Annotated in this window: 22 protein-coding genes and 1 tRNA gene; 9 read left to right on the top strand and 14 right to left on the bottom strand. The window is 70.3% G+C overall.

All coding sequences use genetic code 11. The features are described 5' to 3' along the window. Nucleotides 1-33: 33 nt before the first annotated feature. The 3 genes from ACZK5D_RS13460 to dprA are packed head-to-tail and all read left to right on the top strand — an operon-like array spanning nt 34 to nt 3,058. A complete protein-coding gene (locus ACZK5D_RS13460) occupies nt 34-405 on the top strand; it encodes a YraN family protein (protein WP_463665636.1) in 372 nt (123 codons plus the stop codon). Then, nucleotides 399-1,937, top strand: a complete 1,539-nt coding sequence (locus tag ACZK5D_RS13455; protein WP_463665635.1) for a YifB family Mg chelatase-like AAA ATPase — start codon at nt 399-401, stop codon at nt 1,935-1,937. Before ACZK5D_RS13460 ends, ACZK5D_RS13455 begins: the two co-directional genes overlap by 7 nt. Further along, nucleotides 1,934-3,058, top strand: coding sequence for a DNA-processing protein DprA (dprA, locus tag ACZK5D_RS13450; RefSeq protein ID WP_463665634.1), 1,125 nt, complete (start codon nt 1,934-1,936; stop codon nt 3,056-3,058). Before ACZK5D_RS13455 ends, dprA begins: the two co-directional genes overlap by 4 nt. A 1-nt stretch (nt 3,059) precedes the next feature. Here the strand turns inward: dprA and ACZK5D_RS13445 are convergent, their stop codons facing one another. The 6 genes from ACZK5D_RS13445 to ACZK5D_RS13420 all read right to left on the bottom strand — a co-directional run bounded on the left by ACZK5D_RS13445 (nt 3,060) and on the right by ACZK5D_RS13420 (nt 9,772). Continuing rightward, the gene (locus ACZK5D_RS13445; protein WP_463665633.1) at nt 3,060-4,547 is read right to left on the bottom strand and encodes a hypothetical protein; all 1,488 of its coding nucleotides are present in this window, start codon (nt 4,545-4,547) and stop codon (nt 3,060-3,062) included. A gap of 92 nt (nt 4,548-4,639) precedes the next feature. After that, the gene (locus ACZK5D_RS13440; RefSeq protein ID WP_463665632.1) at nt 4,640-5,563 is read right to left on the bottom strand and encodes an ECF transporter S component; all 924 of its coding nucleotides are present in this window, start codon (nt 5,561-5,563) and stop codon (nt 4,640-4,642) included. Further along, entirely contained in the window at nt 5,550-7,112 is a 1,563-nt protein-coding gene (locus ACZK5D_RS13435) for an ABC transporter ATP-binding protein (protein ID WP_463665631.1), read from the bottom strand. Before ACZK5D_RS13435 ends, ACZK5D_RS13440 begins: the two co-directional genes overlap by 14 nt. Next, entirely contained in the window at nt 7,109-8,236 is a 1,128-nt protein-coding gene (locus ACZK5D_RS13430) for an energy-coupling factor transporter transmembrane component T (protein ID WP_463665630.1), read from the bottom strand. The genes ACZK5D_RS13435 and ACZK5D_RS13430 overlap by 4 nt, the downstream gene beginning before the upstream one ends. Continuing rightward, nucleotides 8,236-9,192 (bottom strand): hypothetical protein, encoded by a 957-nt coding sequence (locus ACZK5D_RS13425; protein ID WP_458993568.1) that lies wholly within the window; start codon nt 9,190-9,192, stop codon nt 8,236-8,238. The genes ACZK5D_RS13430 and ACZK5D_RS13425 overlap by 1 nt, the downstream gene beginning before the upstream one ends. Before the next feature lie 4 nt (nt 9,193-9,196). Then, nucleotides 9,197-9,772 (bottom strand): hypothetical protein, encoded by a 576-nt coding sequence (locus ACZK5D_RS13420; RefSeq protein WP_458993569.1) that lies wholly within the window; start codon nt 9,770-9,772, stop codon nt 9,197-9,199. Nucleotides 9,773-9,984: 212 nt separating this feature from the next. On the opposite strand from ACZK5D_RS13420, the gene ACZK5D_RS13415 reads away from it, so the two are divergent. Then, nucleotides 9,985-10,656 carry an HAD family hydrolase gene (locus ACZK5D_RS13415; RefSeq protein WP_458993570.1) on the top strand — a complete coding sequence of 224 codons (672 nt, stop codon included), beginning with the start codon at nt 9,985-9,987 and terminating at the stop codon, nt 10,654-10,656. Here the strand turns inward: ACZK5D_RS13415 and ACZK5D_RS13410 are convergent. From ACZK5D_RS13410 to ACZK5D_RS13400, 3 genes are all read right to left on the bottom strand, one after another. Beyond that, nucleotides 10,637-14,017: a PPi-type phosphoenolpyruvate carboxykinase family protein gene (locus ACZK5D_RS13410; RefSeq protein WP_458993571.1), complete on the bottom strand. Its 3,381-nt coding sequence runs from the start codon at nt 14,015-14,017 to the stop codon at nt 10,637-10,639. The two genes, ACZK5D_RS13415 and ACZK5D_RS13410, sit on opposite strands and share 20 nt — an antisense overlap. Before the next feature lie 69 nt (nt 14,018-14,086). Continuing rightward, nucleotides 14,087-14,476, bottom strand: coding sequence for a hypothetical protein (locus tag ACZK5D_RS13405; protein WP_463665629.1), 390 nt, complete (start codon nt 14,474-14,476; stop codon nt 14,087-14,089). 77 nt (nt 14,477-14,553) lie between these two features. Beyond that, nucleotides 14,554-14,754 (bottom strand): hypothetical protein, encoded by a 201-nt coding sequence (locus ACZK5D_RS13400; protein WP_458993573.1) that lies wholly within the window; start codon nt 14,752-14,754, stop codon nt 14,554-14,556. 165 nt (nt 14,755-14,919) lie between these two features. Between ACZK5D_RS13400 and ACZK5D_RS13395 the strand changes: the two genes are divergently transcribed. Continuing rightward, entirely contained in the window at nt 14,920-15,798 is an 879-nt protein-coding gene (locus ACZK5D_RS13395) for a fructose bisphosphate aldolase (RefSeq protein ID WP_463665628.1), read from the top strand. A 106-nt stretch (nt 15,799-15,904) separates the two neighbouring features. Further along, nucleotides 15,905-16,789: a serine/threonine-protein kinase gene (locus ACZK5D_RS13390; RefSeq protein WP_463665627.1), complete on the top strand. Its 885-nt coding sequence runs from the start codon at nt 15,905-15,907 to the stop codon at nt 16,787-16,789. Between the two features lie 41 nt (nt 16,790-16,830). On the opposite strand, the gene ACZK5D_RS13385 is transcribed toward ACZK5D_RS13390, so the two are convergent. Together ACZK5D_RS13385 and ACZK5D_RS13380 are read right to left on the bottom strand one after the other, a co-directional pair. Continuing rightward, on the bottom strand, nt 16,831-17,307 hold the full coding sequence (locus tag ACZK5D_RS13385; protein WP_463665626.1) for a tRNA (cytidine(34)-2'-O)-methyltransferase: 477 nt from the start codon (nt 17,305-17,307) through the stop codon (nt 16,831-16,833). After that, the gene (locus tag ACZK5D_RS13380) at nt 17,304-18,344 is read right to left on the bottom strand and encodes a hypothetical protein (RefSeq protein ID WP_463665625.1); all 1,041 of its coding nucleotides are present in this window, start codon (nt 18,342-18,344) and stop codon (nt 17,304-17,306) included. The genes ACZK5D_RS13385 and ACZK5D_RS13380 overlap by 4 nt, the downstream gene beginning before the upstream one ends. 197 nt (nt 18,345-18,541) lie before the next feature. Here ACZK5D_RS13380 and ACZK5D_RS13375 point away from each other — a divergent pair, with 197 nt between their 5' ends. Together ACZK5D_RS13375 and ACZK5D_RS13370 are read left to right on the top strand one after the other, a co-directional pair. Further along, complete coding sequence (locus ACZK5D_RS13375) at nt 18,542-19,456, top strand: proteasome assembly chaperone family protein (protein WP_463665624.1); 915 nt, start codon at nt 18,542-18,544, stop codon at nt 19,454-19,456. A 231-nt stretch (nt 19,457-19,687) separates the two neighbouring features. Continuing rightward, nucleotides 19,688-21,916: a catalase gene (locus tag ACZK5D_RS13370; RefSeq protein WP_463665623.1), complete on the top strand. Its 2,229-nt coding sequence runs from the start codon at nt 19,688-19,690 to the stop codon at nt 21,914-21,916. A 292-nt stretch (nt 21,917-22,208) separates the two neighbouring features. On the opposite strand, the gene ACZK5D_RS13365 is transcribed toward ACZK5D_RS13370, so the two are convergent. Beyond that, nucleotides 22,209-22,293, bottom strand: a tRNA-Leu gene (locus ACZK5D_RS13365). Between the two features lie 98 nt (nt 22,294-22,391). Here ACZK5D_RS13365 and ACZK5D_RS13360 point away from each other — a divergent pair. Beyond that, nucleotides 22,392-22,766 (top strand): DUF3224 domain-containing protein, encoded by a 375-nt coding sequence (locus ACZK5D_RS13360; RefSeq protein WP_463665622.1) that lies wholly within the window; start codon nt 22,392-22,394, stop codon nt 22,764-22,766. Nucleotides 22,767-22,772: 6 nt separating this feature from the next. Here the strand turns inward: ACZK5D_RS13360 and ACZK5D_RS13355 are convergent, their stop codons facing one another. Next, the gene (locus tag ACZK5D_RS13355) at nt 22,773-23,735 is read right to left on the bottom strand and encodes an aldo/keto reductase (RefSeq protein WP_463665621.1); all 963 of its coding nucleotides are present in this window, start codon (nt 23,733-23,735) and stop codon (nt 22,773-22,775) included. Between the two features lie 10 nt (nt 23,736-23,745). Further along, nucleotides 23,746-24,570, bottom strand: coding sequence for an undecaprenyl-diphosphate phosphatase (locus ACZK5D_RS13350; protein ID WP_463665620.1), 825 nt, complete (start codon nt 24,568-24,570; stop codon nt 23,746-23,748). Nucleotides 24,571-24,622 lie beyond the last annotated feature (52 nt).

Genomic DNA, 24,622 nt, shown 5'->3' with positions numbered 1-24,622 from the left:
CGTTTCCGATCAAGGTGATCGGAGGTGGTGGCGATGGAGAGCCCAACGCAAGCACTCGGCCGTCGGGGTGAAGACCGGGCGGCCGAGTTCCTGGAAGCGCGTGGGTGGCGCGTCGTGGAGAGAAACTGGCGGTGCCGCGAGGGCGAGATCGACATCGTGGCCCTGGAACCCGACGGCAGCACTCTCGTGGTGGTGGAGGTCAAGTCCCGGGCGGGTCTGCGTTACGGTGCCCCACTGGAGACCATCACCTACGCCAAGGCCTGTCGGCTACGCCGGCTGGCGGCGCTCTATGTCAGACAGTCCGGGCTGCGGCCCCGGCTGATCAGGGTGGACGCCGTCGGGGTGCTATGGCCACGGGGCGGCGAGTGCCAGTTCACCTATGCCCGGGGGATCGACGAGTGGTAGGCCGGCGGGTGTGGTCCGTTGCGCTGTCAGGGATCGACGGCTTCCCTGTCGAGGTGGAGGCAGCCAAGGGGGGTGGCCTCCCACGGGTTCAGCTCGTCGGGCTTCCGGACGCATCGCTGAGCGAGGCCAAGGCCAGGGTGAGGGCCGCGGTCCTGGCCACCGGCCTGTCCTGGCCGCCCGGCCTGGTCACCATCAACCTGTCGCCGGCCAGCCTTCCCAAGGCCGGCACCCACTTCGATCTGGCCATCGCGGTGGCGGCCCTCATCGCCGAGGAGCAGATGGAGCTGGTCTCGGACACCCGCACCGTTCTGATCGGAGAGTTGAGCCTGGACGGACGCATCCGCAAGGTGCGTGGCGTGCTGCCGGCCATGCTGGCGGCCTCCCGGGCGGGATTCGAGCGGGCGATCGTCCCCGCGGGGCAGCAGGCGGAGGCATCCCTCGTTCCAGGCATCACTGTCTGGGGGGCCGGTCGCCTCGCGGAGGTGGTGGACCTGCTGGAGGGCAAGCCCGTCTTCAACCCAACGGAGGCCGCGCCGTCGTCGTCACCGCCCCTGGAACAGCCGGCGGCGTTCACGCCGGATCTGGCGGACGTGGTCGGCCACGAGGACGGGAAGTTCGCGCTGGAGGTGGCCGCGGCGGGCCGGCACCACCTCTTTCTGCACGGCGCTCCGGGCGTTGGCAAGACCATGCTGGCGTCGCGGCTTCCATCCATCCTCCCTGATCTCGCCGAGGACGAGGCCGTCGAGGTGTCTGCCATCCACTCGTTGGCAGGGCGTGAGCTGACCGGCCTGATCGTCCGGCCGCCCTACTCGGATCCCCACCACTCGGCTACCCCGGCGGCGCTGGTCGGTGGGGGGACCGCCGAGCTCAAGCCCGGCGCCATCTCCCTGGCCCACCGGGGGGTGCTGTTCCTCGACGAGTGCCCGGACTTCGGCTCCAAGCTCGACGCGCTGCGCACACCGCTGGAGGACGGGACCGTCACCGTCAGCCGGGCCCGGCACAGCACCAGGTTCCCGGCCCGATTCCAGTTGGTCATGGCAGCGAACCCGTGTCCGTGCGGCAATCACGGGGTGGCAGGGCTGGAGTGTCGCTGCGAACCCGTCCGGGTGCGGAAGTACCAGGAGCGGTTGAGCGGGCCCATCCTGGACCGGATCGACATCAAGCACCAGATGGCCACCGTCAACCGGGTGCTCCTGGACGTCGCGGCCGACGCCTCCGAGTCCAGCGCCACGGTGCTGGCCAGGGTGGTGGAGGCGCGTGACAGGCAGAGGCGTCGCCTTGCGGGCACGCCCTGGGCCACCAACGGCGAGGTGCCGGGCTCTTACCTCAGGCAGCAGCTCAGCCTCCCGGAGGATCTCGGGGTGCTCAACACCGCGCTGCAACGAGGCCTGATCAGCGCACGAGGGGTGGACAAGGTGATCAGGCTGGCGTGGACGCTGGCTGATCTGGCCGGGCAGGACGCGATCGGCGAGCGCGAACTGCGCGCGGCCCTGCACCTCAGGCAGGGCGAGCAGCGGAGGGGGGCGGCATGACGGTCACGGACCGTGAGGCGCGCATGGGTCTGTGCGCGCTGGCGACGATGGGCTCGGCCCCGCTGGTGGCAGCGGTGGAGGAGTTCGGGGCCGTGGACGTGTGGCGCGGACTCCTGGCGGACCCGGAGGGTGGGCCGCTGTCGCGCAAGGCTGCGGCCGTGGACCTCGGTGCCGTCGAGCGGGACACCGGGACCTGCGGCGCCCGGTTCCTCACCCCAGCGGACGAGGAGTGGCCCACGGCGTTGTCGGATCTGTCCGGGGCGGTGGTCTCGAGCCAGACCGGCGCTCCTCTAGGGCTGTGGGTGAAGGGGGAGCCGCTGCACCGACTCGCGGGAGGCGTCGCCGTGGTGGGGGCGCGGGCCTGCACGTCGTACGGGGAGCAGGCGGCCGTCACACTGGCCGCGGACCTCGCGGCGTCCGGGACGCCCGTGGTCTCGGGCCTGGCCTTCGGGATAGACGCCGCGGCACACCGCGGGGCGCTGGGGGTGGGCGGGCTCACGCTGGCGGTCGTCGCGAGCGGGCTGGACGACCCGTACCCCTCGGCCAACTCCAGGCTCGCCGACGCGGTCAGCCGGAGCGGAGCACTGGTCTCCGAGCTGCCACCCGGTCACCGGCCCACCAGGTATGCCTTCCTGGCCCGCAACCGGATGATCGCCGCCTTGGCGAAGGCGGTTGTGGTGGTGGAGGCGTCGAGCCGGTCGGGCGCGAAGAACACCGCGTCCTGGGGGTTGGCCATGGGCCGCCCCGTGATGGCGGTACCAGGCCCCATCACGTCGTCGCTGTCTGCCACGCCGCACCGCCTGATCCGCGACGGCGAGGCCGTGCTGGTGAGCAGCGGACAGGAGGTCAGCGCCTTGCTGGCCCCGATCGGGTCCCTCCCTGAGCCCACCGGTCGCGGTGGGCGCCGCCCCATCGACACGCTCGCGCCTCATCTGCGGGAGATCCGCGAGGCGGTGCGCAGCAAGGAGGAGGTCACGGCCGCCGAGCTGGCCGCCCGGACGGGTCAGACGATGCTGGACGTGCTGTCCAACGCATGGGAGCTGGTGGAATCCGGGTGGCTCGCCGACGGCGAGGGTGGAACGTTCCGGCTTCCCGGACGGGTGAGGAGAGCGGGCGGGTGAATCAGGAGAAGTAGACCAGGTTGTTGAAAACCCAGTCCTGCTTCCACTGGTAGCGGGGAGGCTGCCCGGCGGGGGCCACGTTCGCGATGAAGCTGCCCCAGATGTAGGCGCGGCAGCCATTGCGGCCGGTCACCGCGGTGTCGCACTCGGTCTTCCACAGCCGCCCGTTCTCGGCTGTCCAGGTCTTCGATGTACCCGGCGCGGCGTTGGCGAGGTTGTTCGCCGCCCACAGCGAGCGGGGCGACGGGAGGTAGGACAGATTGTTGAATGTCCAGCCGTTCACCAGGACGAAGCGGCCGTTCTCCTGGCGCACCTGGCTGGCCCAGATGTCGGTGAAGCAGCGTGTGGTCTGGGAGTACGGCTCGCAGCGGGTGCGCCACTGGCGTCCGTTGAAGGTGTGCGTGCCGGGTCGCGTGTACACGCTGAAGGGCGTGAGCGTGGAGAAGTCGACGGGTGCGAAGGCCAGGACGCCCTGCGTGGTCGCCCGGACCCACACGCCACGCGAGGCGGCCGTGATCGCCTTTGTCTTGTCCACGGCGGTGTGGGCGATCGCGCCCGCGTCGGCGCCGGTGGTCAGCTGCATGGTGGCCATCCATGTGCGCACGTCGGCCACGGCGTCGGAGCGGAGGTCGGCGAGGGCCGCGGCCGCCAGACCTGAGGTGTTGGAGTTCTGCGGGGGGTCCTGTCCGGCGACCACCCTGGCCGAGCGGAACGATCCGTTGGTCTCCTGGACCGCGGTGAGGTAGCTCACCGCATCGGTCAGTGGCGTCGTGGCGGCGGCGATGCCTTCGGCCTGTGCGGCACGCAGGGCCATGATCATGATGGCGGTGCCGTCGGGGTCCGAGGAGGACCCGGCTGCCGCGCACGTCTTCCCGGCGGAGAAGAACATCGGGAATCCGCCGTCGGCGCACTGCTTGGCGGCGACGAATCCGACAGTTGCCGGATCGAGCGCCCCCGTGCGGGCCAGGCCGAGCATCGCGTACGCCTGTCCGAACGCGTTGGTGCCGGTGGGTTGGGCAGGGGCACCGGCCCAGCCCGGCTCTGCGCCCTGGGTGAGTGCCTCCTCCGTCAGGGAGCGGGGGTTGATGCCGCCGAAGGAGGTGGTGCTGCGGCGCGTGACCGCGAGAGCGAGGAGGGCCTTGGCGATGGTGCCCGTGTCCCTGGTGAGCGTGCCCGACCCGTCGTCGAAGATCACCTTCGGCTGGATCGCCGCGGCCACGCCGTCCATCCACCGGTCCAAGGTCGCCTGGGGCGCGCCGGCCGCGGCGCCGGCAAGGACGGCGTCCAGCGTCAGCCCGACATCGCCGTACCCGGCGCTCGACTCGAGCAGCCCGGCAGAGTTGGTCTGGTTCGCCAGCCAGGTCATCGCCGGCGCGGCCTTGGGAAGGTCGCTGGTGTCCGCCCGGGCCGGGGCGGGGAGGAGCGCAGCCGATCCGACCACGAGGCCGAGGATGAGGGGGAGCGCCACCAGGCGCAGATGGACTCTCATGAGATCCTTTCGCGTCGCCGCCCACGGGCGGATGATCGGAGATGATCAGCCGACCCTGGTCCGACTCCTCCGAACGGAGTAACGGTTGCGCGTCAGTCCCGGGATCGCACCGGGTTCAGGGCCTGCCCGCTGAGCGTATCACCGCGGTCCGCGCTCGCGGCCAGAAGGGGGGACCCCGCCTCCGGGGCGACGACTCGCGCCATCCCGGACGCCCGGCGCAGCACCGTGAGCACGGGCCGCCCGACGATGAGCAGCGCCAACGATGTCGTGATGGCGCGCCCCGTGTCCCAACTGGCCGTCGACGTGATGAGGGTGAACCAGCCGAAACGCACCAGGTTCTCACTGATGGGAGCACCTGGCACGTAGTCGAGGCTGCCACCCGCGCCCTCCATGCCGATGCCGCTGATGAACGGCCAGAACCACATGTTCATCAGGGCGCCGTAGGCGTAGGCCGCCAGGATGCCCAGCGCGATGAGCATGCCGATCTCCGCCTTGCCCGTCACCCGCCTGGGAAGCAATCCAGCAGCGAGGCCGACCCACGCGGAACACAGCATCTGGAAGGGGAGCCAGGGCCCGACCCCCGCCGTCAGCAGCGCCGAGGCGAACATCGAGGTGAAGCCCAGGAGATACCCGAAACCTGGCCCGAATGCCCGCCCTGCCAGCACGAGGAGGAAGAACACAGACTCCACCCCGGCGGTGCCGGCGCCCAGCGCGGGACGGATGGCCGCGTTGACGGCCGACAGCACCCCCAGAACGGCCAGGGACCTGGCGTCCAGTCCTCCCTCGCTCAACTGCGCGACGACCAGAAGGAGGACGATCGGGAGCAGGGCGGCGAACACGAACGGTGCGTCGCCCGAGTGCTCCGGAGCGACGCCGACGGCGGGGATGAGCAGTGGCCAGCCGAGGGCGAAGAGCCCGAGCAGGGACGAGGCGAGGATCACCGCCCAGGTCCGGGGGCCCAGCTGCACGCCAACGATCGGGGCGGGAACGGCCAGGGTGGGGTCACGTGGCGGCATCGAGGTACTCCTTCACCGTGAGCACCGGGGTGGGGTTGGCCAGCTTCGCCACCTGGGTGGCCAGGAGCGCCGACCCGGCAAGCACGTCGCGCGTGGGCCCGTCGGAGACGATCTCGCCCTCTGCCATGACCACCACGCGTGAGCAGGTCTGAGCAACCATCTCCACGTCGTGGGTGGCGATGAGTACCGCCCGTCCCGCCGCCGCCATGGACTCGACGATGTCGGTGAGCACGGCCTTCGCCGCGTAGTCGAGGCCGCGCGTCGGCTCGTCGAGCAGCACGACGGGCGGGTCGCCGGCCAGCTCCACGGCGAGGACCACCGCCAGCTTCTGTCCCTCAGACAGATCCCGTGGATGGGCCGAGGCGTCGATCGTCGGGACCAGACGCCTGAGCAACGCCAGCGTGGAGCCCGCGCGGAGGCCGGAGCTGTCATCGCTGGCGGCACACTCCGCCTCGACTGTGGTGAGGTAGAGCAGATCGGCCGGTGTCTGCGGCACCAGGGCAACCCGTGCGTCATCGCTGAGCCGCACCGTGCCGGCTTCGCGGCGCCCGGCGCCATGCAGCGCCCAGAGCAGGCTGGACTTCCCGCATCCGTTCCTGCCCATGAGGGCCGTGACCTCGCCCGCGTGGAGCGTGAGGTCCACGTCGGCCACCGCCACCTTCGCGCCGTAGCGGACCACCACGCCGTGACCGGACAGGGCCGGGCCCGAGTGCGCCGGAGCGGAGGGAAGCGTCGGCGGCACCTCCACCCAGGCCCGTCGCTGCTCTGCGGTCGCGCGTCGGCCCTCGCGGACAGTGAGCGGGAGCGGGGTCCATCCGAGCTCAGCGCCCAGCTCCACCAACGGCGGGCGGATCGGGGCGTGGGCGAGAACCTCACGGGTGGGGCCGTGGAGGACCGTGTCTCCCACCAGCAGGACGGTGTCGGCGAACTCGATGACGCGTTCCATCCGGTGCTCGGCGATCACCACCGTGGTGCCGAGGTCGCGGACGAGGCGGCTGATGGTGGCCAGGACCTCCTCGGCGGCGATGGGGTCGAGCGCAGAGGTGGGCTCGTCGAGCACCAGAACCCTCGGTGACGCGGCCAGGACGCTGCCTATCGCCACTCTCTGCTGTTGCCCCCCGGACAGCGTCCGCAGCGCGCGGTGGCGGAGGTCCGCGATGCCGAGCAGATCGAGGGTCTCCTCCACCCGTCGTCGCATATCGGCCTGGGCGAAGCCGAGTTGTTCCATCGAGTAGGCGATCTCGTCCTCGACGGTGTCGGTGACGAATCCAGCTAGCGGATCCTGGCCCACGTAGCCCACCGTCGTGGCGAGCTCGCGGGGCTGGAGCATGGTGGTGTCGCGGCCGTCGATCAGGATCCGGCCCGTCCGGACGCCGCCGGTGAACCGTGGGACGAGGTTGTTGATGCAGCCGAGCAGGGTGGACTTCCCGCTCCCCGTGGGACCGACGGCGAGGCACAGCTCGCCCTCCTCGATCCGGAAGGACGCGCCGAGCAGGCGGAGGGTGTCGTTGCCGGCGTAGCGGAATGAGATGTCCTCGAATCGGATCATGTCGGGGTCCTCGCGGCGACGGGTGCAGGGGTGAAGAAGGCGGGCAGCGCGGCGATGGTCAGCGCGACGACGAGGAGCGGAGTCAGCGTCGGCCACACGAACGGGATGATGGAGGGGTAGAGCACGGCGGCGTTGCCCCGGGCTGCGATCCATCCGACGATGCCCGCCGCGGCGAGGCCGCAGCCGACAGTCGCGCTCTCGGCCAGCCTCCATCGGATGGGCCGGTACTGGGTCCGATGGACGGTGGACCCGGAGATCCGCAGGGCCGCGACAGCGCACGCGATGCCACCGCCGACCAACGCGACGGAGACCAGGGGGATGCCGAGCACGGTCGGCTCGGGCGCCGCCGCGAGGAAGCGGAAGGACCACACGGCCAGCAGCATCATCCCCAGCAGGCCGAGGCCTGCCGACAGGTAGCGCCCGCCCCTGGTGGCGAGCCCGGCACGCCCGTAGCCGCGCACGTCCATGGACGCCGCCAGCGCAAGCGAGCGCTCCAGCGCATCGGAGAGCACCGGCACGATGATGGTCTCGACGGCGCGGAGGCGGTCTCGCCGCGTCCGCCGCGCAGGCGTCCGGCGGAGTCTGCGAGCCCGCATCACCCGCTGCAGCGACTCTCCCAGCTGCGGCAACGCGCTGACGGCCACGACCATGACGGTGCCCAGCTCGTAGAGGGCGCCGGGGAGGCTGGCCAGCAGCTTCTTCGGGTTGGCCAGGGCGTTGGCGGCGCCGATGCACACGACGATCGTGGCCAGGCGCAACCCGTCGTAGAGGCCAGCCAGGAGGGACTCCAGCGACACCGGTCCCAACAGGCGAATCCCCTGCACCCATGAGGGCAGCGGGATCTGGGGAAGGGTGAACAGGATGGTCGGGCCGTCGCCGCCGCCGAAGAGCACCCTGAACGCCACGCGGAGGACCACGATGAAGAGGGCCAGCCACAGGTACAGGGAGAAGGACCGCGCCCAGGGCGTGTCACCGCGGCGCGACATCGTCACCAGGCAGGCGACACCGATCAGGGCCAGCAGGAGCAGGGGGTTTGTCGTCGAGGACGCCGCGACGGTGAGCGTGAGTGCGTAGGCCCACCAGGCGAAGGGGTGGAGCTGCCGGGGGAGTGCGCGCCGGAGCATCAGAGCCCGCGACGGCGCCACCACACCACACCGCCGCCGACTCCCAACGCGACGACGGCGCCGGCACCCATGAGCGTTCCGGTCGGGACGCCGGAGGGCGGCAGCGCGGCCACAGGTGGGGCGGCCGGCGGGGCCGAGGGGGACACCGCGTCGGGCTCAGCCGTCGGGGTGTCGGCAGCAGCCGTCGCCGACGAGGTGCCCAGGGCCGCGGACGCTGACGGCGAGGCGCTCGGCGGCGCCGACGGGGTGGCGCTGGGTGGCGCGGCGGCGGTGGAGCTGGCGGCCGGGTTGAGGGTGGTCGGCGCGGTGGACGAGCGGGTGGGGGAGGGGGTCGCCTTGGTGGTGCTCGGCTTGGCGGTGGGCGCAGGCTGAGCCGTGGGGGGAGGTGGGGTGGTCGGCTTGGCGCTGGGGGTGGGCTTCGCAACGTCGTGGGCGGGGGTCACACCCGGAGCCGGGTTGCTGGAGCCGGTGTTGTTGAGGGAGAACGACCATCCCTCGTAGCCGCCGGGGATCACTTCCCGCGCGGACGCCCCGTAGTTCGAGAATGCCCAGGAGCCGCCGTTGTCGGCGTGCCAGTAGGACCAGAACGCCGTGTCTGGCGCCGCCTGGACGCAGCTCTCCCGGTACCCGTCGGTGCCGGTGACCGGCAGCGTCTCGGTGGCGCTCGGGCGTCCGGCAATCCTGCATACGAAGGAGGGGCCCTCCTTGATGGTGCCCTCGGGTGACAGGCCCGCCAGGCGCAGGACCTGGAGCCCGGTGGTGCCCGCCTCGACGTCCTCGACGCAGCGCACGACGGTGCCACCTCCCAACTCCTGGAAGTCCACCACCACCGTCACACCGGTGGCCGTGCTGCAGTGCCCGTCCGACACCTCGGCGCCGGCCTGGGGTGCGAGGAACCACACCCCGGCCACGGCGAGAGCCGCAGCCGAGGCCAGGGAACCGAGGCGTCGGGACATCGGGTCAGTTGCCGGTGCTGGGCAGGCCGGGGGCAGGAGCGGAGTCGTCCTCGGGCTGGGGGGTTGCGGAAGTGTCGTCGTCGGTCTCCTCGAGGGGGGTCTCGCCCTCCGGGGCCTCATCCGATTCGGCTGCGGGGTTGAACATTGGGGCCTCGGCCTCGAGGTTCCAGTCGGGCAGGAGGCGCCAGCCGATGACGCTGCCCGCTTCCGGCTCCAGGTCCGCGATGCCGACCTGAGAGAACTCCCACTCGCTCAACGCGCCGTCGCTCTCAGGGACCGAGGTCCAGAGGCTCCACCACTCCGGGTCTTCAGCCGTCACTTCGGCGATGGTCTGAACCCAGTTCCCCTGGTCCTCGGCGAGACCGCTGCTGATCATGGCCTCGGTGCCGGTGGAGAACTCCGTGGCGCAGGCGCCGGTGTACTCGTCCTCGATCTCGACGTGGACCCAGACATTACCGGCCTCCACGCACTCCGAGGCGGTGACCTCCGCAGAGGCGGTGGGCGCCCAGGTGGCCAGGCCGACCGCGAGCAGGAGGGCGGCGGGGATGGCCAGTCGCCGAGTCGACGGGGTGGGGGACATGTGGACCTCTATCCGTTAGGTCCGTCGGCCAAGGCCTCTCCGCTGGTCGCGACGGAAGTGAACATCCTTCTCGCGTTGACGGGCGGTCCGACTCCCCACCAGTGGGATCACGGTTGCGCGACAGTTCCGGGATCACACCGGATTCACCTGCCAACGGCCACACCCTACCCCACCGGTAGGCTGGCCAGCACCCCACCCCCGAGGAGTGCGAAATGCTGCCAGACGCCGTCGTCTTCGACATGGACGGGACCCTGACCGACACGGAGGCCACCTGGGACGTGGTGCGTCGCCAGCTGGCCACCGACGCCGGACTGCCCTGGCCCGACGGCGCCACCCAGGCGATGATGGGCATGAGCACCAGGGAGTGGAGCACCTTCCTCGTCGAGACCGTCGGGCTGCCCGTCACCCCGGAACGCGCCGCGCAGTCGACGGTGGAGGCCATGGCAGCCCACTACCGCACGGGCATCACGGTCCTGCCTGGGGCCGTCGAGGCCGTGCGGCGGATGGCCGAGCGGTACCCCGTGGCCATCGCCAGCTCGTCGCCCCGGACGCTGATCGACGCGGCGGTGGAGGCGCTCGGGTTGGCCGATGTCCTTGCCGCGACCGTGTCCACGGAGGAGGTGGAGCGGGGCAAGCCGGCGCCCGACGGTTACCTGCGGGCCTGCGAGCTGCTCGGCGCCCACCCGCTGCGCAGCATCGCCGTCGAAGACGCACCCAACGGCCTGCTGTCAGCCCTGGCGGCGGGCATGACGGTGATCGCCGTCCCCCCGCACTTCCACCCGCCCGCGCCCGAACTGCTGGCCCGGACGAGGGTGATCGCGACCCTCGACGAGCTCACGCACGAACTCGTCGAGGGCCTCGTGCCTACCGCAGCTGCCAGGTGACCTGACGCCCCAGGGTGCCGCTCAGCCGGTCGGCCGCGTCGGGGCTGGTGGAGGCCTCCAGCCCCGCCTGCATCGCCTCGATCCGAGACCGGATGCCCAGCCGCTCAGCGGCGGCGGCGTTGGTGGGCTCCTCCACGAACCTGGTCATCGACGCCACCGCGTTGCGCTGGTGGGTGGCGTCCGAGGCGCACTGCGACTCGAGCCGCGCCCGGTACCAGTCGGAGTTGAGGACCTCGTCCCGGTCGAACAGCCGCCTGAACCTCTCGTCAGCCAGCGTCATGCCGTCGGACACGCCGGTGGCCATGATCTCCAGAAGTGCTCGGATGGGCGGGACGGCCAGCGCGATGGTGCCGTCGTCGATGTAGGACTGGGCGACCCGCTTGTGGGTGGTCACGATGGTGCGCACTGACTCGACGTAGGCCTCCACATCCTGGAGTTCGGGCTTCAGCATGTTCTCCGAGAACACGACGTGGGGGTGCATGAAGATCCGGCCGAAGTACTTCGACTGGAACTTCGAGGTCATCCGGTAGCCGAGCCGGCTCGCCTCGATCGTCTCGCCGTCGTGCTCGAAGTCGGGCACCCGCTCCAGGGCGCCCTCGGCGATCAGTGCCGCGGCGCTGCGCTCGTCCGGGGTCATCCTGGAGAACACCTCCGGCACCAGCAGCGAGATGTCGTGGTCGACCCGCACGTTGGGGCCGATGACCCCCGCGCTCGAAAGCCAGCCGTCGTAGCCGGTGAGGGCGAACGACAGGAAGGCCGCGTTGAGGTCGATCACCGAGGGGAGCGCGTTGAAGGGGCCCTTCGTCATGGCGCCCTCGGAGCCGGCGCCCGTTGTGGACGGCGACTTGCCGGTCATCGACGAGATGAACTCCATGAACAGCTCCGGCAGCTCCATGTAGTGGAGGGGAGCGTAGGCGCAGAGCGGGGGAACGCCGTCCTCGGCCGCGTTGTTGCGCCGGCCGGCCGCGACCACGTCGACGGGCAGACGCAGCGGCGCCCGCATCGGCAGTCGGCGATGCAGCCGCGCCACCATCTCCGCCAACGCGGTACCGCGGGGGCGCGCGAGGTCCTGGCGGACCTGGAGATAGCGCGGGTTCTTCGACCGCGCCCCGTTGATGAGGCGGGGGTGTGCAGAGGAGACGAAGTACCCGGGCACGCCCGGACCCCCCTTGGCCACCTTGCGGATCAGCTTCTGGATGGGCTTGGAGAACCGGGAGAAGGCGATGGCGTCGTTGACGAGGTCGCGGGCGTCGGCCGTCGTCAGGGGCTCGAAGTTGCTGAGGAAGGCGCCGTGCGCGATGTCGTACTCGGCCTGCTTGTCGTAGCCGCGGTGGATGGCGTCGTCGGGCCGCTGGAACAGGAGCTGCTCGCAGTTGGTCACGAACTTGCGCGACAGCCCGTCCTCGCGGCCGGCCACGTCGCCCGGCACGACGATGCTCGCGGTGATGTCGTCCTCGGTCTGGACCTTGGCCGCGGGGTGGAAGTCGTGCCGCAGCCCGAACAGCCGCCATGAGCCGTCCGGCGCGAAGCCGACCCGCAGCATGTTGACGGTGATCTTGTCGCCGTCCAGGCGCAGCGCGTGACCCGCGCGGCCGTTGATCCGGCCGACGGAGAAGTGCGAGGCCCAGTCGGAGCCCCATTCGGGGCGGTAGAACCGCTTGACGACGAAGACGAGCTCCTTGATGTGGTGCGGGATGGACTCCACCCAGGCGTTGTAGCCGTCGGTGAAGTCGGGGCTGGGGGTGAGGAGCTTGATCACGCTGCCCACGGACCGCGCATCCGAGAGGAGGGGCCTCGGGTCGACGGCGGAGGAGTCGCGGAACCGGTCGGTGAAGTCGCGGTCGACGATGGCCGCCACCTGCGCCATGTCGTCGGCGAAGTCCGCGATGTAGGCGTTGCCGAACACGAACGCGTCGGTGATGGACTTCGAGATCTCGGACTTGCCGCCGCCGGAGACGGTGGCCGGCTTGTGGCACGAGGTGGCGACGGGGGAGGTGCCCAGGAGGGTCCACTGGTCGCCGTCGGCCTCGATGTGGGCCAGCTCCACCACGTAGCCGTCCGGCAGCACGTAGTGGGTCTCGGCACGCAGGGCGATGGTCTGGGGGACGCCGTCGACGGTCCACGTGATGGTGCTGTCGCGGAGGGAGAAGGTCGCGGTCCCTGGCACCAGCACGATGTGGCGCTGTTCGAGGTCGACGGCGTGGCCCTCGGGCCGGCGCTCGAACCGGTCGGGGTCGCGTGCGATGACGTCGTCGAAGCGGTAGGAGGGATCCCAGTACGTGTGGGTGTAGGTCTGGCCGAGGTTGTAGCGGGGGAAGGTGATGGCGCCGCCGGAGTGCTCCTCCTCGACCAGCCCGAGGAGGTTCGCCGAGTAGCTGATCTGGGCCTTGACCTCCTTCTTGCAGTAGCCGAAGTAGTTGTCCGCGATCACGGTGACGATCACGCCACGCTCGTCGCGGGCGCACGCCTTGAACGCCGAACCGTTGTTGTAGCGCTCGTCCTCTGTGCGCCAGCACATGCCGTCGCGGCGTTGGCGGTCGGTGGCCTCGTCGAAGTGCGGAAGCCCGAGCTCCTTCTTGGTGAGCCGCGTCAGATGGGGGGCGAGGACCACGAGGCCGGTGTGCCCGGTCCAGGTCTCGGGGTTCAGCGACGCGTCGTTCTCCGGAAGGTATGGGTCGCCGCCGTTGCCGAAGATCCCCTCGACGAAGTCGAGGTTGGCCATCATCGTGGCGGGCGCGATGAAGCGGGTCTCCATCCGGCGCTCGACGGTGTAGCCGGGCACCGCCGGAACCACGATCGGCCGCAGCAGCAGGGACACCCAGCACCTCGGCCGGTCAGGGTGGTTCGAGGTGTAGGGCAACACCATCGCCTCGTCCGGCGGCTGGAACGCCTGCTCCATGAGCCGCCCGAAGGTCTCCCTCGGCACCGCGATCTTGTCGTCCTGGATCGGCAGGCCGCCCTCGGCGATGTGGAAGACGCCCTTGGTGGTGCGGCGGTCGTTGGCCGGGTTGTGCAGGATTCCGTTGACGAGGCGGTAGCTGGTCAGCAGGTCGGAGGTGAACGTGTCGCCGTCGACGGGAAGTGACATGTCGCGGGCGAGGCCGGCCTGGTCCAGGACCAGCGTCTGGCGCGGCAGGCACGGCCGGGTCCCGGTGCCCTCGAGGTAGGTGTCGAGGAAGTTCTGGACTCGGGTGTCGACGGCGGGGAGCCGGTGGGCGAGGCGCCTGTTGAGCTCCCGCTGGCGGGCCAGGATGGGCCTCACCAGGTCCACTGCGCGCCCGGCCGCACCCTCAGAGGGGAGCGGAAGACCGAGCAGGCCGAGGCGGAGGTTGATAGCTGCTGTGTCCGCGAAAGTCGCCATGATTCACTATGGACTCACCCCTCGTCATGACAAAGCAGGGGGTGCCAGGAAAGCCCCGGGGTGGCTCCCTTAGGATGCGGCGGCCCGGTGCACGGCCTCGATGGTCTCGATCACCCGATCATTGAGCGGTGCAAGGTTGGCGAAGTCCTTCGGCGGGGCTCCGCGGTACAGCGGCCGCACACACACCAGCTCCTCGAAGAGGTCCTCCTTGGTGAACGAGGGCTTGCGGGCCAGCATCCGCAACCCTCCGCGGGACTCGCGCAGGTCGTGGAGCCTGCCCCGCCAGCCCGGATTGGACAGCGGGGCCTCGTCCGAGTCCATCGCGTCGATGAGCGCCTCCAGCGCCTCGATCAGGTCGCTGAGCGCGGGCTGGACCGCCTCGGAGCTGAAGGGGGAGAGCTGCACCGGCCCGTCGTCGTCACCGGTATCGCGCCGCAGCAGCTTGTCCAGAAAGCCCATGATGGTCCGCCCTTCGTCGTCGATCCCCCAACCGTAGCGCCTGCCCCCAGGCCTCCGGTGCCGGGCCGTCCGCGGGGTCAGTCGAAGCGCGTCTCGCTCTCCGCATTGCTCAGTCCTCCGAGCGAGTCTCCAGGCAACTCGCCCGAGACGGGATGGTGGGCGTGGCCGCCGGCGTCTGGGTCGAGGACGGTGTGGCCAGGCGCCGCGTCCGGCTGCAGGATGTCCTGGCTGGGGTGGACCTCGGGGTCGTAGACCTCGTCGTGCTGCTCGCCGGTCATGGTGGCTCCTCTCCATGGGGTAATGACGTTACGCGTCCAGCCCATGGGGCGGGGCCGTTTCGCAGCACCGGAGGATGAGCGGTGGGACACTGGGAGGACAGGAGCGGGCGACGACGCCCGACGGCCCGCCGCCCCTCATGCTCGCGCGTGACGAGGAGGCTGAAGATGTTCGAGCAGCAGTATCAGAAGATGGCCGAGGCACCCGGCTTCGTGGCGGCGCTGGACCAGAGCGGCGGGAGCACCCCGAAGACGCTGCAGCGCTACGGCCTGGAGAAGTGGGCCGACGAGGCGGAGATGTTCGATCTGGTGCACGCCATGCGAACGCGGATCATGTCGAGCCCCAGCTTTGACGGCGAGCGGATCCTCGCCACCATCCTGTTCGCCCAGACCATGGACCGAGAGGTGCAGGGGCAGCCGACGCCGCGCTTCCTGTGGGATGTCAAGCACATCGTGCCCATCCTCAAGGTCGATCGCGGGCTGGAGGATGAGGTCGACGGCGCCCAGCTGATGAAGCCCATCGACGGTCTGGACGAGATGGTGCGGGCCGCGGGTCAGAAGGGGATCTTCGGCACCAAGATGCGCTCCGTGGTGCGGGCCGCCGGTGCGGGCGCCGAGGCCGCCGTCGCGCAGCAGATCTACCTGGGGCGGCGCATTCTCGCGGGCGGTCTGGTGCCCATCCTGGAGCCCGAGGTGGACATCGCCTCACCCCACAAGGCCGACGCGGAGCGGCACGTCCACGATCTCCTCGCGGCAGGCCTGGACGAGCTGCCGGAGGGGGAGAGGGTGATGCTGAAGCTGACCCTTCCCGAGACCGACGACCTGTACGCCGACCTCGTGTCGCATCCTCGCGTGCTGCGGGTGTTCGCCCTCTCGGGCGGGTACTCGAGGGCCGAGGCCACGGCCCGCCTGGCGAGGCAGCACGGCGTTGTCGCGAGCTTCGCTCGGGCGCTGATGGAGGGGCTGCAGGTCAGCCAGAGCGATGAGGAGTTCGACGCGATGCTGGACTCCTCGATCGCCGACATCTACGCAGCGTCCATGGCCTGAAGGCCGGTGCGGTGGGCAACGCTGGAGCGGCCATGCGGGTTCGGGGGCCCGCGCGGGCTATGCTCGGTAGGTTCACGCCCCTCCGGCGGGTGGATCGGAGGATTGGGTGCAGCGACTGAAACCGGGACTGGTGCTCTCGGAGCGCTACCGTCTGATCGGCCATGTGGCCTCCGGCGGGATGGGGCAGCTCTGGGAGGGTTTCGACGAAGTCCTGGAGCGGCGGGTGGCGCTCAAGATCATGCACCCCCACACCCAGGACGAGTTCGCTCTCGTGGAGCGGTTCCGTGACGAGGCGCGCTTCGCCGCCCAGTTGGTGCACCCCAACATCGTCACCGTCCATGACTACGTCGACGTGGACGGCCTGTCCTGCCTGGTGATGGAGTTCGTCGACGGGCCCACGCTCGCGACGCTCCTGTCCTCCGGTCCGCTCAGTCACGACGCGACCCGCACCCTTCTCTACGAGTTGGCGTCGGCACTGGTGGTGGCGCACGAGGCGGGGATCATCCACCGCGACATCAAACCCGCCAACGTGCTGGTGCCGGAGACCGGCGCGAAGCTCACCGACTTCGGGATCGCCCGGTCTGTCGAGGGGGAGTCGCACACGCTGACCGGGCAGGTCCTCGGCACCTCGCACTACCTGAGCCCGGAGCAGGCACTCGGGCAGAAGCTGGGCCCTGCCTCCGACATCTATGGGCTCGGGGTGCTGGCGCACGAGATGCTGACCGGTTCCCGCCCCTTCGACCGCGGGACGCCGATCGCGACGGCGCTGGCCCACGTCCGCGACACCCCGCCCCCGCTGCCTGAGGAGACGCCGTCGGACCTGGCGGCGCTGGTGACCGCATGCCTGGCGAAGGATCCCGCGGAGCGGCCCTCCGCCGCCGTCGTCGCGCAGATGATGGAGCCGGGCGGAGAGGCGACACTGTCAGACCAGCCTGTCCCGGACGGTGTGGTGGAGCCAGCCCTGCCCCGCAGGGCGCTCGTCGAGGGCTGACGTCCCCGTCCGGGGCACGTGCAACCACCTGCCCCCAGCGTTCAGGCGCGCGCGCCGGGGTGCCCCAGCTGGCGCCAGGCCTCGTAGACCGCGATGGCGGCGGCGTTGGCCAGGTTGAGCGAACGCATGCCCGGCCGCATCGGGATCCGGCACCGAGCGGTCACGCAAGGATCAGCCAGAACCTCCTCGGCCAGCCCCGTGGGTTCAGGACCGAAGAGCATGACGTCGCCGGGCAGGTAGGCGATGTCTGTGTAGACCGTCTCGGCGTGGGCGGTGAAGGCGAAGACCCGCGCCGGCGCCAAGGCGCTCAACGCTGCCGAGAGGGACTCGTGGATGAAGGTGGCCGCCTCGTCGCGGTAGTCGAGGCCCGCGCGCCTCAGCCTGGCCTCGTCCATGTCGAAGCCCAACGGCCGGGCCAGGTGCAGCTCGGCGCCGGTCACCGCAGCCAGCCGCATCGTCGCGCCCGTGTTGTTCGGGATCCGCGGCGAGTCGAACAGGATGCGCAGCGGGAGGCTCATTCCGCCATCATCGCATCGTGCACGAGGAGGTTCGAGCTGTCCGAGCTGTCCTTGCGCGCGGGAGCCGGCCCCGAACGCACGAAGGCCGATGCGGCGGCCGTAGCCCTGACCGCGGCCCGGTACATCGCCGGTGACCGTGGCATGCCCGCCACCACGTGGGCCCGATGGAACTCCACCCCTACGACGGCCGCGAAGACATCGCCCGCCCCGACGGTGGTGGCGGGATGGAGCAGCGGCCGGGTGCTGATCGGCGTCGCGGTGCCCTCGATGCACAGGGTGGCGCCCAGGTGCCCGCGGGTCACGATGAAACCGGTGCCCGGGGAGGATGCAGACCAGCGCGTCGCCCTCTCCACCGCCGTCGGTTGATCGTCGTCGGAGAAGACGACGATGTCGAAGCAGGACCAGGTCGCGGCCTCCTCGTCGCCGATGTCGCGGCGGAGAACGGGCGTGTACGAGCGGTCCCCGGGCGTCCCGCTGGTTCGCATCAGTCCCTGCGCCAACAGGACCCGAACCTCGGCGGCGCCCCCGTGGGCATCCCTGATCGCCGCGATGTCGGCGGCCCGATCCAGGTCGGGGATCAGGGGGCAGAAGTACAGCAGGTCGTGGGTCGTGTCGAGGGCCTGCCTGCTGATCGGCGCGGGCTCCCGATCCGAGGGGCGCCAGTACTGGACCCGTGGGGGCGTACACCCGGCTGAGTCATTGTCGCGGAGCGCGGCCTCCACGACATTGCTGTAGGACAGCGAGCGCAGGCCGTCCGGCCCCCGGTCCAGCCGGAAGTCGCCCAGCAGGCCCAGCAGGTCTGTCCCGTAGGACCCGCTCACCAGGGCGGTGAGCCCATATGAGGTCTGTAACTGCCGGGCGATGAACAGCGCGGGTGACCCCCACGCGGGCTCGAGAACCCGCCCACCCTCCTCGTTCAGGTCCAGGCAGAGGTCGCCGATGACGATGGTGGACGGCGTCGGGCCCGTCTCCGTGGTCCACACCGCGTGGGCGCGCGAGGCCGGTGTCGCAGTGTCCCGCTCCTGCCGCACGTGCACGCCTCGCTTTTCGCCGATTCAGTCTGGCGTCGGATCTTACGCCCAGCCGCCCGTTCCGGGCGTCGTGGCCCCCACGGCTGGAGGGTAGAGTCGGACTACCTGTTTCCCAACGATTCGTGTGACGTGATGCGGGAATCCGTGGGGGCATCCGGTCGTTGGCCCAGGAGAAGATCCACCTGTCGTGAAAGGCGCGTGCCGTGCAGAACCCCTCCGATCTTTACCGGTTCACCACCGACGCTCACCGCGGCGAGCGCGGCTCCGGGGTTCTCGTCGTGGCCCTCGGCGCCTTCATCGACGCCGGACAGGTGCAACGCATGCTCAGTGAGCATCTCATCGGGACCGGGCATGCCTCGATGGTGGCCACGTTCGACATCGACCAGCTCTTCGACTATCGCGGCCGGCGCCCAACCATGATCTTCGACACCAACAGGTGGTCGGACTACGAGGCGCCGTCGATGGTGCTGCAGCGGCTCACGGACCGCGACGGCCACCCGTATCACCTGCTGACCGGCCCTGAGCCGGACTTCCAGTGGGAGCGGGTCGTCGAGGCCATCCGCGAGTTGGTCGTCGAGCTCGGGGTCAGGCTGGTGGTCACCGTCAACGGCATCCCCATGGGCGTGCCGCACACGCGGCCCGTGGGGATGACGGCGCACGCCACGGACGCCGCCCTCATCCGCGACGTCCATTCACCCTTCGGGCGCGTGCAGGTGCCCGCCTCGATCGGTGCGCTCCTCGAGCTTCGCCTCGGGGAGTCCGGGCACCAGGCCGCAGGCTTCGCCGTCCACGTCCCCCACTACCTCGCGGCATCGGAGTTCGCCGAGGGCGCCCTCGCGGCGCTCAACGCCATCGTCGACGTCACCGGGCTCAACCTCCCCAACGACGACCTCGTCGCCCTGGCCGAGGAGAACCGTCGCGCCATCGCCTCCGAGGTGGAAGGCAACGACGAGGTGCGCGCCGTCGTCGCTGCGCTTGAGCAGCAGTACGACGCGTTCGTCCAGGGGCAGCACCGTCCGAACCTGTGGGCCGCCGAGGGTTCCGAGATCCCCTCAGCCGATCAGCTCGGCGCCGAATTCGAGAACTTCCTGCGGACGGTCTCCGACGACGACGACTGACGTCGACCTGGATCTGACGAACTGCTGACCCCCTCCTCGCGGCGCCGATGAGCCGAGCGGACCGGGCACGGGCGGCGCCTTCCTGTTTGAGGTCGCACTGGCCTGGGTACGAGGGGGACGTCGGGACCGGCCCGCGGGCTGGTTCCGGCGAGGCAGTGACCTGACAGGCAGTGACCCGTCGGCAGTCCGATGGCGGCCTGCCCCGGGTGTCGAGGTGAAGGAGCACCAGAGATGTCGCCCACCCCATCGAAGCCCACCGAGCCGTTGACCCCGCCGCAGGGGCCAGGCGTCCCCGGGCCCGCGCTCGAGGAGCCCACCGCGCCGGTGGCGCCGCCTCCGCCGAAGCCGTCGCAGCAGGGGCCGGCCACCGTCACGCCTACGGGTGCCCCAACCGGGGCGCCCGCGGAGGCGATGGCGCAGCAGGGCGAGTACCTGACCACCTCGCAGGGCGCGCGGCTGCGCACCACGGATCACGCGCTGAAGGCGGGGCCCCGGGGCCCGGTGCTGTTGCAGGACCATCACCTGCGCGAGAAGATCACCCACTTCGACCATGAGCGGATCCCGGAGCGCGTCGTGCACGCGCGCGGGACAGGGGCTCACGGCGTGTTCGTGGCCAACGGTCGCGCGACCAAGCTCTGCCAGGCGGCATTCCTCAAGCGCGGGGTGGAGACGCCGGTGTTCGTCCGGTTCTCGACCGTGCAGGGCTTCCGCGGGTCGTCTGACACGGTCCGCGACACGCGCGGGTTCGCGACGAAGTTCTACACCTCCGAGGGCAACTACGACCTCGTCGGCAACAACATGCCGGTGTTCTTCATCCAGGAGGGCATCAAGTTCCCGGACATCGTGCATGCGGTCAAGCCGGAGCCGGACCGGGAGATCCCGCAGGCGCAGAGCGCGCACGACACCTTCTGGGACTTCGTCTCCCTGCACACGGAGGCGCAGGCGCACGTGGCGTGGGTGATGTCGGACCGGGGGATCCCGTTGTCATATCGGATGATGGAGGGATTCGGAGTCCACACCTTCCGGCTGATCAACGACGCCGGCGAGACGTCGCTCGTGAAGTTCCACTGGAAGCCGAAGCAGGGCATCCACTCGCAACTGTGGGAGGAGACGCAGCTGACGGCGGGCAACGACCCTGACTTCCACCGCCGCGACCTCTATGACGCCATCGACGCCGGCGCCTACCCGTCCTACGACCTTGGAGTGCAGGTGATGCCGGACACCGAGGACGAGACCTTTGAAGGCATCGACCTGCTGGATCCGACGAAGCTCGTGCCCGAGGAGCTGTGCCCGGTTCAGATCATCGGCACCATGACCCTCAACCGCCGCCCCGTCAACTTCTTCGCCGAGACCGAGCAGGTGATGTTCAACCCGGGCAACCTGGTGCCCGGGATCGACGTGACCAACGACCCGCTGCTGCAGGTACGCCTGTTCTCCTACATCGACACGCAGATCACGCGCCTCGGCGGCCCCAACTTCAGCCAGATCCCGATCAACCGCGCGCAATGCCCGGTCAACGACATGTTCCGCGACGGCTTCCACCAGAGCGCCGTGCACGGCGGGGTGGCCCCCTACCGGCCCAACTCCCTCGACGGCGGCAACCCGGCCGAGGCCGACGGGAAGGCGGGCGCCTTCATCGACGTGCCCACCCCTGTGGCCGGCGACAAGGTGCGTGAGCTCTCGGCCAGCTTCGACGACCACTTCAGCCAGGCGACCCTGTTCGTGCGTTCCCTGACCGACGTGGAGCGCCGGCACATGGCCCGCGCCTACACCTTCGAGCTGGGCAAGTGTTACGAAGAGTCGGTGCGGGTCCGGCAGCTCCAGTGCCTGGCCAACATCGACGCCGACCTTTGCGCCGAGGTCGCCCAAGGTCTCGGCCTGCCGGCGCCGGAACCGACGATCCCGCCTGCTTCCGATGCCCCGCCCAGCGCCGCACTGTCACAGATTCGAGGCAGCTGGCCGGTGACCGGCCGCAAGATCGCCGTCGTGGTGGACGCCGATACCCCGCCCGACGCCGTCGCGGCAGCCAGGGACGCGGTGCGCGCCGCGGGCATGCTGCCGTTGGTGACAGCACCACGCGGCGGGAAGTTGGGTGAGGTGGTCATCGACCGGGCGTTCCTCACCGCGGCCTCGATCGAGTTCGACGCCGTTCTCGTCGTCGACGCGCCTGCTCCGGCACCCGACGCGGTGGAGACGTTCGACGCCAAGGCCGGGCACGACACGGCCGGGGAGCCGGTCGATCCGCGAGTGGCCAAGATGCTCTCCGAGATGTACCGCCACTGCAAGGCGATCGCGGTGGCGCCCGAAGCCACGGCCGCGCTGGTCGCGGCCGGGGTCCCGGAGTCGGCGGCAGGGGTGGTGATCGCCCCGCCCGCTGAGGCCGTGGCGAAGTTGGCCAAGTTGCTGGCCGCCCACCGGGTGTGGAAACGGTTCCCGGCCGGCCCTCCGACCAACCCCTGACCCACACGGGGTGAACTGGCGCGTCCGGCTCAGAACCGCTCTGGGAACGCGCCTTCTGCGCGGATCCTGGCGTTGAGTCTGGTTCTGGTGACGACTGTGCTCGAGTCGCGCATCGAACTGTCGGTCAGCGACCGGCTCGGCCTCTCGACCCACGTCGGTGACGATCGTGCGGCGAGCGTGCCGTCAACATGCTACGGATGGGCGCTTCCTGGCGGAGAGTGGCGGAAGCCTGGAATGACAAAACCCCCAGTCAGAGCGGCTATTTGCCGGTTTGACTGGGGGTTTCAACTTGTGTCCGAGAGAGGACTTGAACCTCCACGCCCTTTACGGGCACTAGCACCTCAAGCTAGCGCGTCTACCTATTCCGCCACCCGGACTGGTGGTGTCCCCCAAGGGGGAGCGACAAGGAACTCTAGCAGGCGCCCACCGGGTCTGCGCAAATCACCCTAGGCTGGGGGCACCCGAGGAGGACGCCATGATGGTCAACGCCACGTTCGAGATCGCTATCACGCCCGAAGAGGCGCTGCTGCCGGAGACTCGACGTTTCGAGTTCGCCAAGGTCTGGGAGGGTGAGGCCGTCGGCGCCAGCCGTGGGGTCATGCTGTCGGCCGGCGAGCCCGCCGACGGGACCGCTGGATACGTCGCCCTGGAGGTCTTCGAGGGACGGATCGGCTCACGCACCGGCAGCGTCGCCTTCCAGCAGTTCGGCACCATGCGTGGTGGCGAGCAGGAGGTGCGCTACGAGCTGGTGCCCGGGTCGGGCACGGGCGAGCTGGAGGGCGTGACCGGGACGCTGACGCTGGAGATCGATCCCGACGGGGTGCATCACATCGCGTTCGACATCAGCTGAGCGGTCTCAGCGGTAGGCGTTGGTCCCGCCGGAGATGTCGTCCAGGGCTGCCACGATGGGTGCCACGAGCTCCTTCTCCTCGGCGTCGAGCAGTTCGGCCAGCTGGTCCGAGGTCCGGGGGCCGACCAGCGCCGAAGCCACCTGGGGAGCGTCGCGGACCCACATCAGGGCCACCTGCGCCGGGGTGAGCCCCAGCCCCTGCGCGGCGTGCGCCACCGCGTCGACGATGGCCGCGGACCTGGGCTGCAGATACGGCTCGAGGAACCATCCGAAGTGGTCAGACGCTGCCCGCGAATCCCGGGGGAGACGCCCGTCGCGGTATTTGCCGGTGAGCGCGCCGCGGCCGAGGCCGGACCAGGCCAGCACCCCCATGCGGTGATGCTGCGCCGATCCCACCACCTCGACCTCCGCGCGCCTGGCGAGGAGCGAGTACTCCACCTGGACACTGGACAGCGGCGTCCTCCCGCGGTCCGCCTGCTGCCAGGTGGCCGCCGTCGCGGTCTGCCACCCGACGAAGTTCGAGACGCCGACGTAGCGGGCCATGCCGCGGCTCACCGCGGAGTCCAGCGCGGACAGGGTCTCCTCCAGGGGGGCATCGCCCCAGGCGTGGACCTGCCACAGGTCCACGTGGTCGGTCTTGAGGCGGCGCAGCGACTGCTCGAGGTCGCTGAGGAGGGCGCCGCGCGAGGTGTCGATGACCCGCTTGCCGTCGCGGATGACGAATCCGGCCTTGGTGGCGATCACTAGAGACTCTCGGGGCACTCCCGTGGCGAGAGCCTTCCCGATCATCCTCTCGGCGACCCCCGCACCGTAGGCCGGGGCCGTGTCCACGAGGTTGCCGCCGCCGTCGACGAAGTCCGCGATGAGGTCCCTGGCGGCGGGCCACTCCACGTCGCGGCCCCAGGCCATGGTCCCCAGGCCGAGCCGCGACACGTGGAGGCCGGAAGCGCCGAGGGGCCGCAGTTGCATGTGCCTGACCCTACGCGGACAGCACGCCGGTGAGGATCAGCACGGCGACGACGGCGGCGAGGATCAGCCGGTACAGGACGAAGATGCGGAAGTCGTGCGTGGAGATGTAGCGCAGCAGCCAGGCGATCACCGCGTAGCCGATGAAGAAGGCCAGCACCGTCGCGGCGATCGTCGGCCCCCAGGCGGTGGCCTGCTCCCCGCCGATGTCCTTGAGCTTGTAGAGGCCGGAGCCGAAGACCGCGGGGATGGCCAGCAGGAAGGCGTAGCGGGTGGCGGCCTCGCGCTTGTAGCCCATGAACAGTCCGCCGGAGATGGTGGCGCCGGAGCGGGACACGCCGGGGATGAGGGCCGCGGCCTGGAACAGGCCGAAGAGCACCCCGTCGCGCCACGTCAGCTGCTTGAGTTCCCGGGTGTTGTCTGCGGCCATGCGGTCCGCCACCGCGAGGAAGATCGCGACACCCGCCAGCATCGCCACGGTGATCCACAGGTTCCGCAGCGACGTGTCGATCGCGTCCTGGAAGAGCAGCCCCAACACGACGATGGGGACCGAGCCGATGATCACCAGCCAACCCATCCGGGCGTCCGGATCGGAGCGGTCGACGGTGCCGCGCAGGCTGCCCACCCACGAAGTGATGATCCTCCAGATGTCCTTGCGGAAGTAGACCAGCACCGCCGTCTCGGTGCCCAGCTGGGTGACTGCAGTGAAGGCGGCACCGGGGTCGCGGCCATCGAACAGCAGCTGTCCGATGATCGAGACGTGGGCGCTCGACGAGATGGGCAGGAACTCCGTCAGCCCCTGCACGATGCCCAACACGATCGCTTCGAACCAGTTCACGTCACAGTCCCCTTCGTCGACGCCGGGCGACACTGTACCGCCGGGCGCCGAT

It is taken from the genome of Tessaracoccus yangjingae, assembly GCF_055326235.1.
The sequence above is the reverse complement of the archived record's forward strand: the minus strand, read 5'-3'. Positions and strand labels throughout refer to the sequence as shown.

Excerpts from the sequence above, each read along its gene's own strand:
- ACZK5D_RS13440 (WP_463665632.1), bottom strand. The coding sequence starts at position 5,563 with ATGCCGCCACGTGACCCCACCCTGGCCGTTCCCGCCCCGATCGTTGGC.
- dprA (WP_463665634.1), top strand. The coding sequence starts at position 1,934 with ATGACGGTCACGGACCGTGAGGCGCGCATGGGTCTGTGCGCGCTGGCG.
- ACZK5D_RS13435 (WP_463665631.1), bottom strand. The coding sequence starts at position 7,112 with ATGATCCGATTCGAGGACATCTCATTCCGCTACGCCGGCAACGACACC.
- ACZK5D_RS13460 (WP_463665636.1), top strand. The coding sequence starts at position 34 with ATGGAGAGCCCAACGCAAGCACTCGGCCGTCGGGGTGAAGACCGGGCG.
- ACZK5D_RS13405 (WP_463665629.1), bottom strand. The coding sequence starts at position 14,476 with ATGGGCTTTCTGGACAAGCTGCTGCGGCGCGATACCGGTGACGACGAC.
- ACZK5D_RS13445 (WP_463665633.1), bottom strand. The coding sequence starts at position 4,547 with ATGAGAGTCCATCTGCGCCTGGTGGCGCTCCCCCTCATCCTCGGCCTC.
- ACZK5D_RS13430 (WP_463665630.1), bottom strand. The coding sequence starts at position 8,236 with ATGCTCCGGCGCGCACTCCCCCGGCAGCTCCACCCCTTCGCCTGGTGG.
- ACZK5D_RS13415 (WP_458993570.1), top strand. The coding sequence starts at position 9,985 with ATGCTGCCAGACGCCGTCGTCTTCGACATGGACGGGACCCTGACCGAC.
- ACZK5D_RS13400 (WP_458993573.1), bottom strand. The coding sequence starts at position 14,754 with ATGACCGGCGAGCAGCACGACGAGGTCTACGACCCCGAGGTCCACCCC.
- ACZK5D_RS13425 (WP_458993568.1), bottom strand. The coding sequence starts at position 9,192 with ATGTCCCGACGCCTCGGTTCCCTGGCCTCGGCTGCGGCTCTCGCCGTG.
- ACZK5D_RS13395 (WP_463665628.1), top strand. The coding sequence starts at position 14,920 with ATGTTCGAGCAGCAGTATCAGAAGATGGCCGAGGCACCCGGCTTCGTG.
- ACZK5D_RS13370 (WP_463665623.1), top strand. The coding sequence starts at position 19,688 with ATGTCGCCCACCCCATCGAAGCCCACCGAGCCGTTGACCCCGCCGCAG.
- ACZK5D_RS13360 (WP_463665622.1), top strand. The coding sequence starts at position 22,392 with ATGATGGTCAACGCCACGTTCGAGATCGCTATCACGCCCGAAGAGGCG.
- ACZK5D_RS13420 (WP_458993569.1), bottom strand. The coding sequence starts at position 9,772 with ATGTCCCCCACCCCGTCGACTCGGCGACTGGCCATCCCCGCCGCCCTC.
- ACZK5D_RS13355 (WP_463665621.1), bottom strand. The coding sequence starts at position 23,735 with ATGCAACTGCGGCCCCTCGGCGCTTCCGGCCTCCACGTGTCGCGGCTC.
- ACZK5D_RS13410 (WP_458993571.1), bottom strand. The coding sequence starts at position 14,017 with ATGGCGACTTTCGCGGACACAGCAGCTATCAACCTCCGCCTCGGCCTG.
- ACZK5D_RS13385 (WP_463665626.1), bottom strand. The coding sequence starts at position 17,307 with ATGAGCCTCCCGCTGCGCATCCTGTTCGACTCGCCGCGGATCCCGAAC.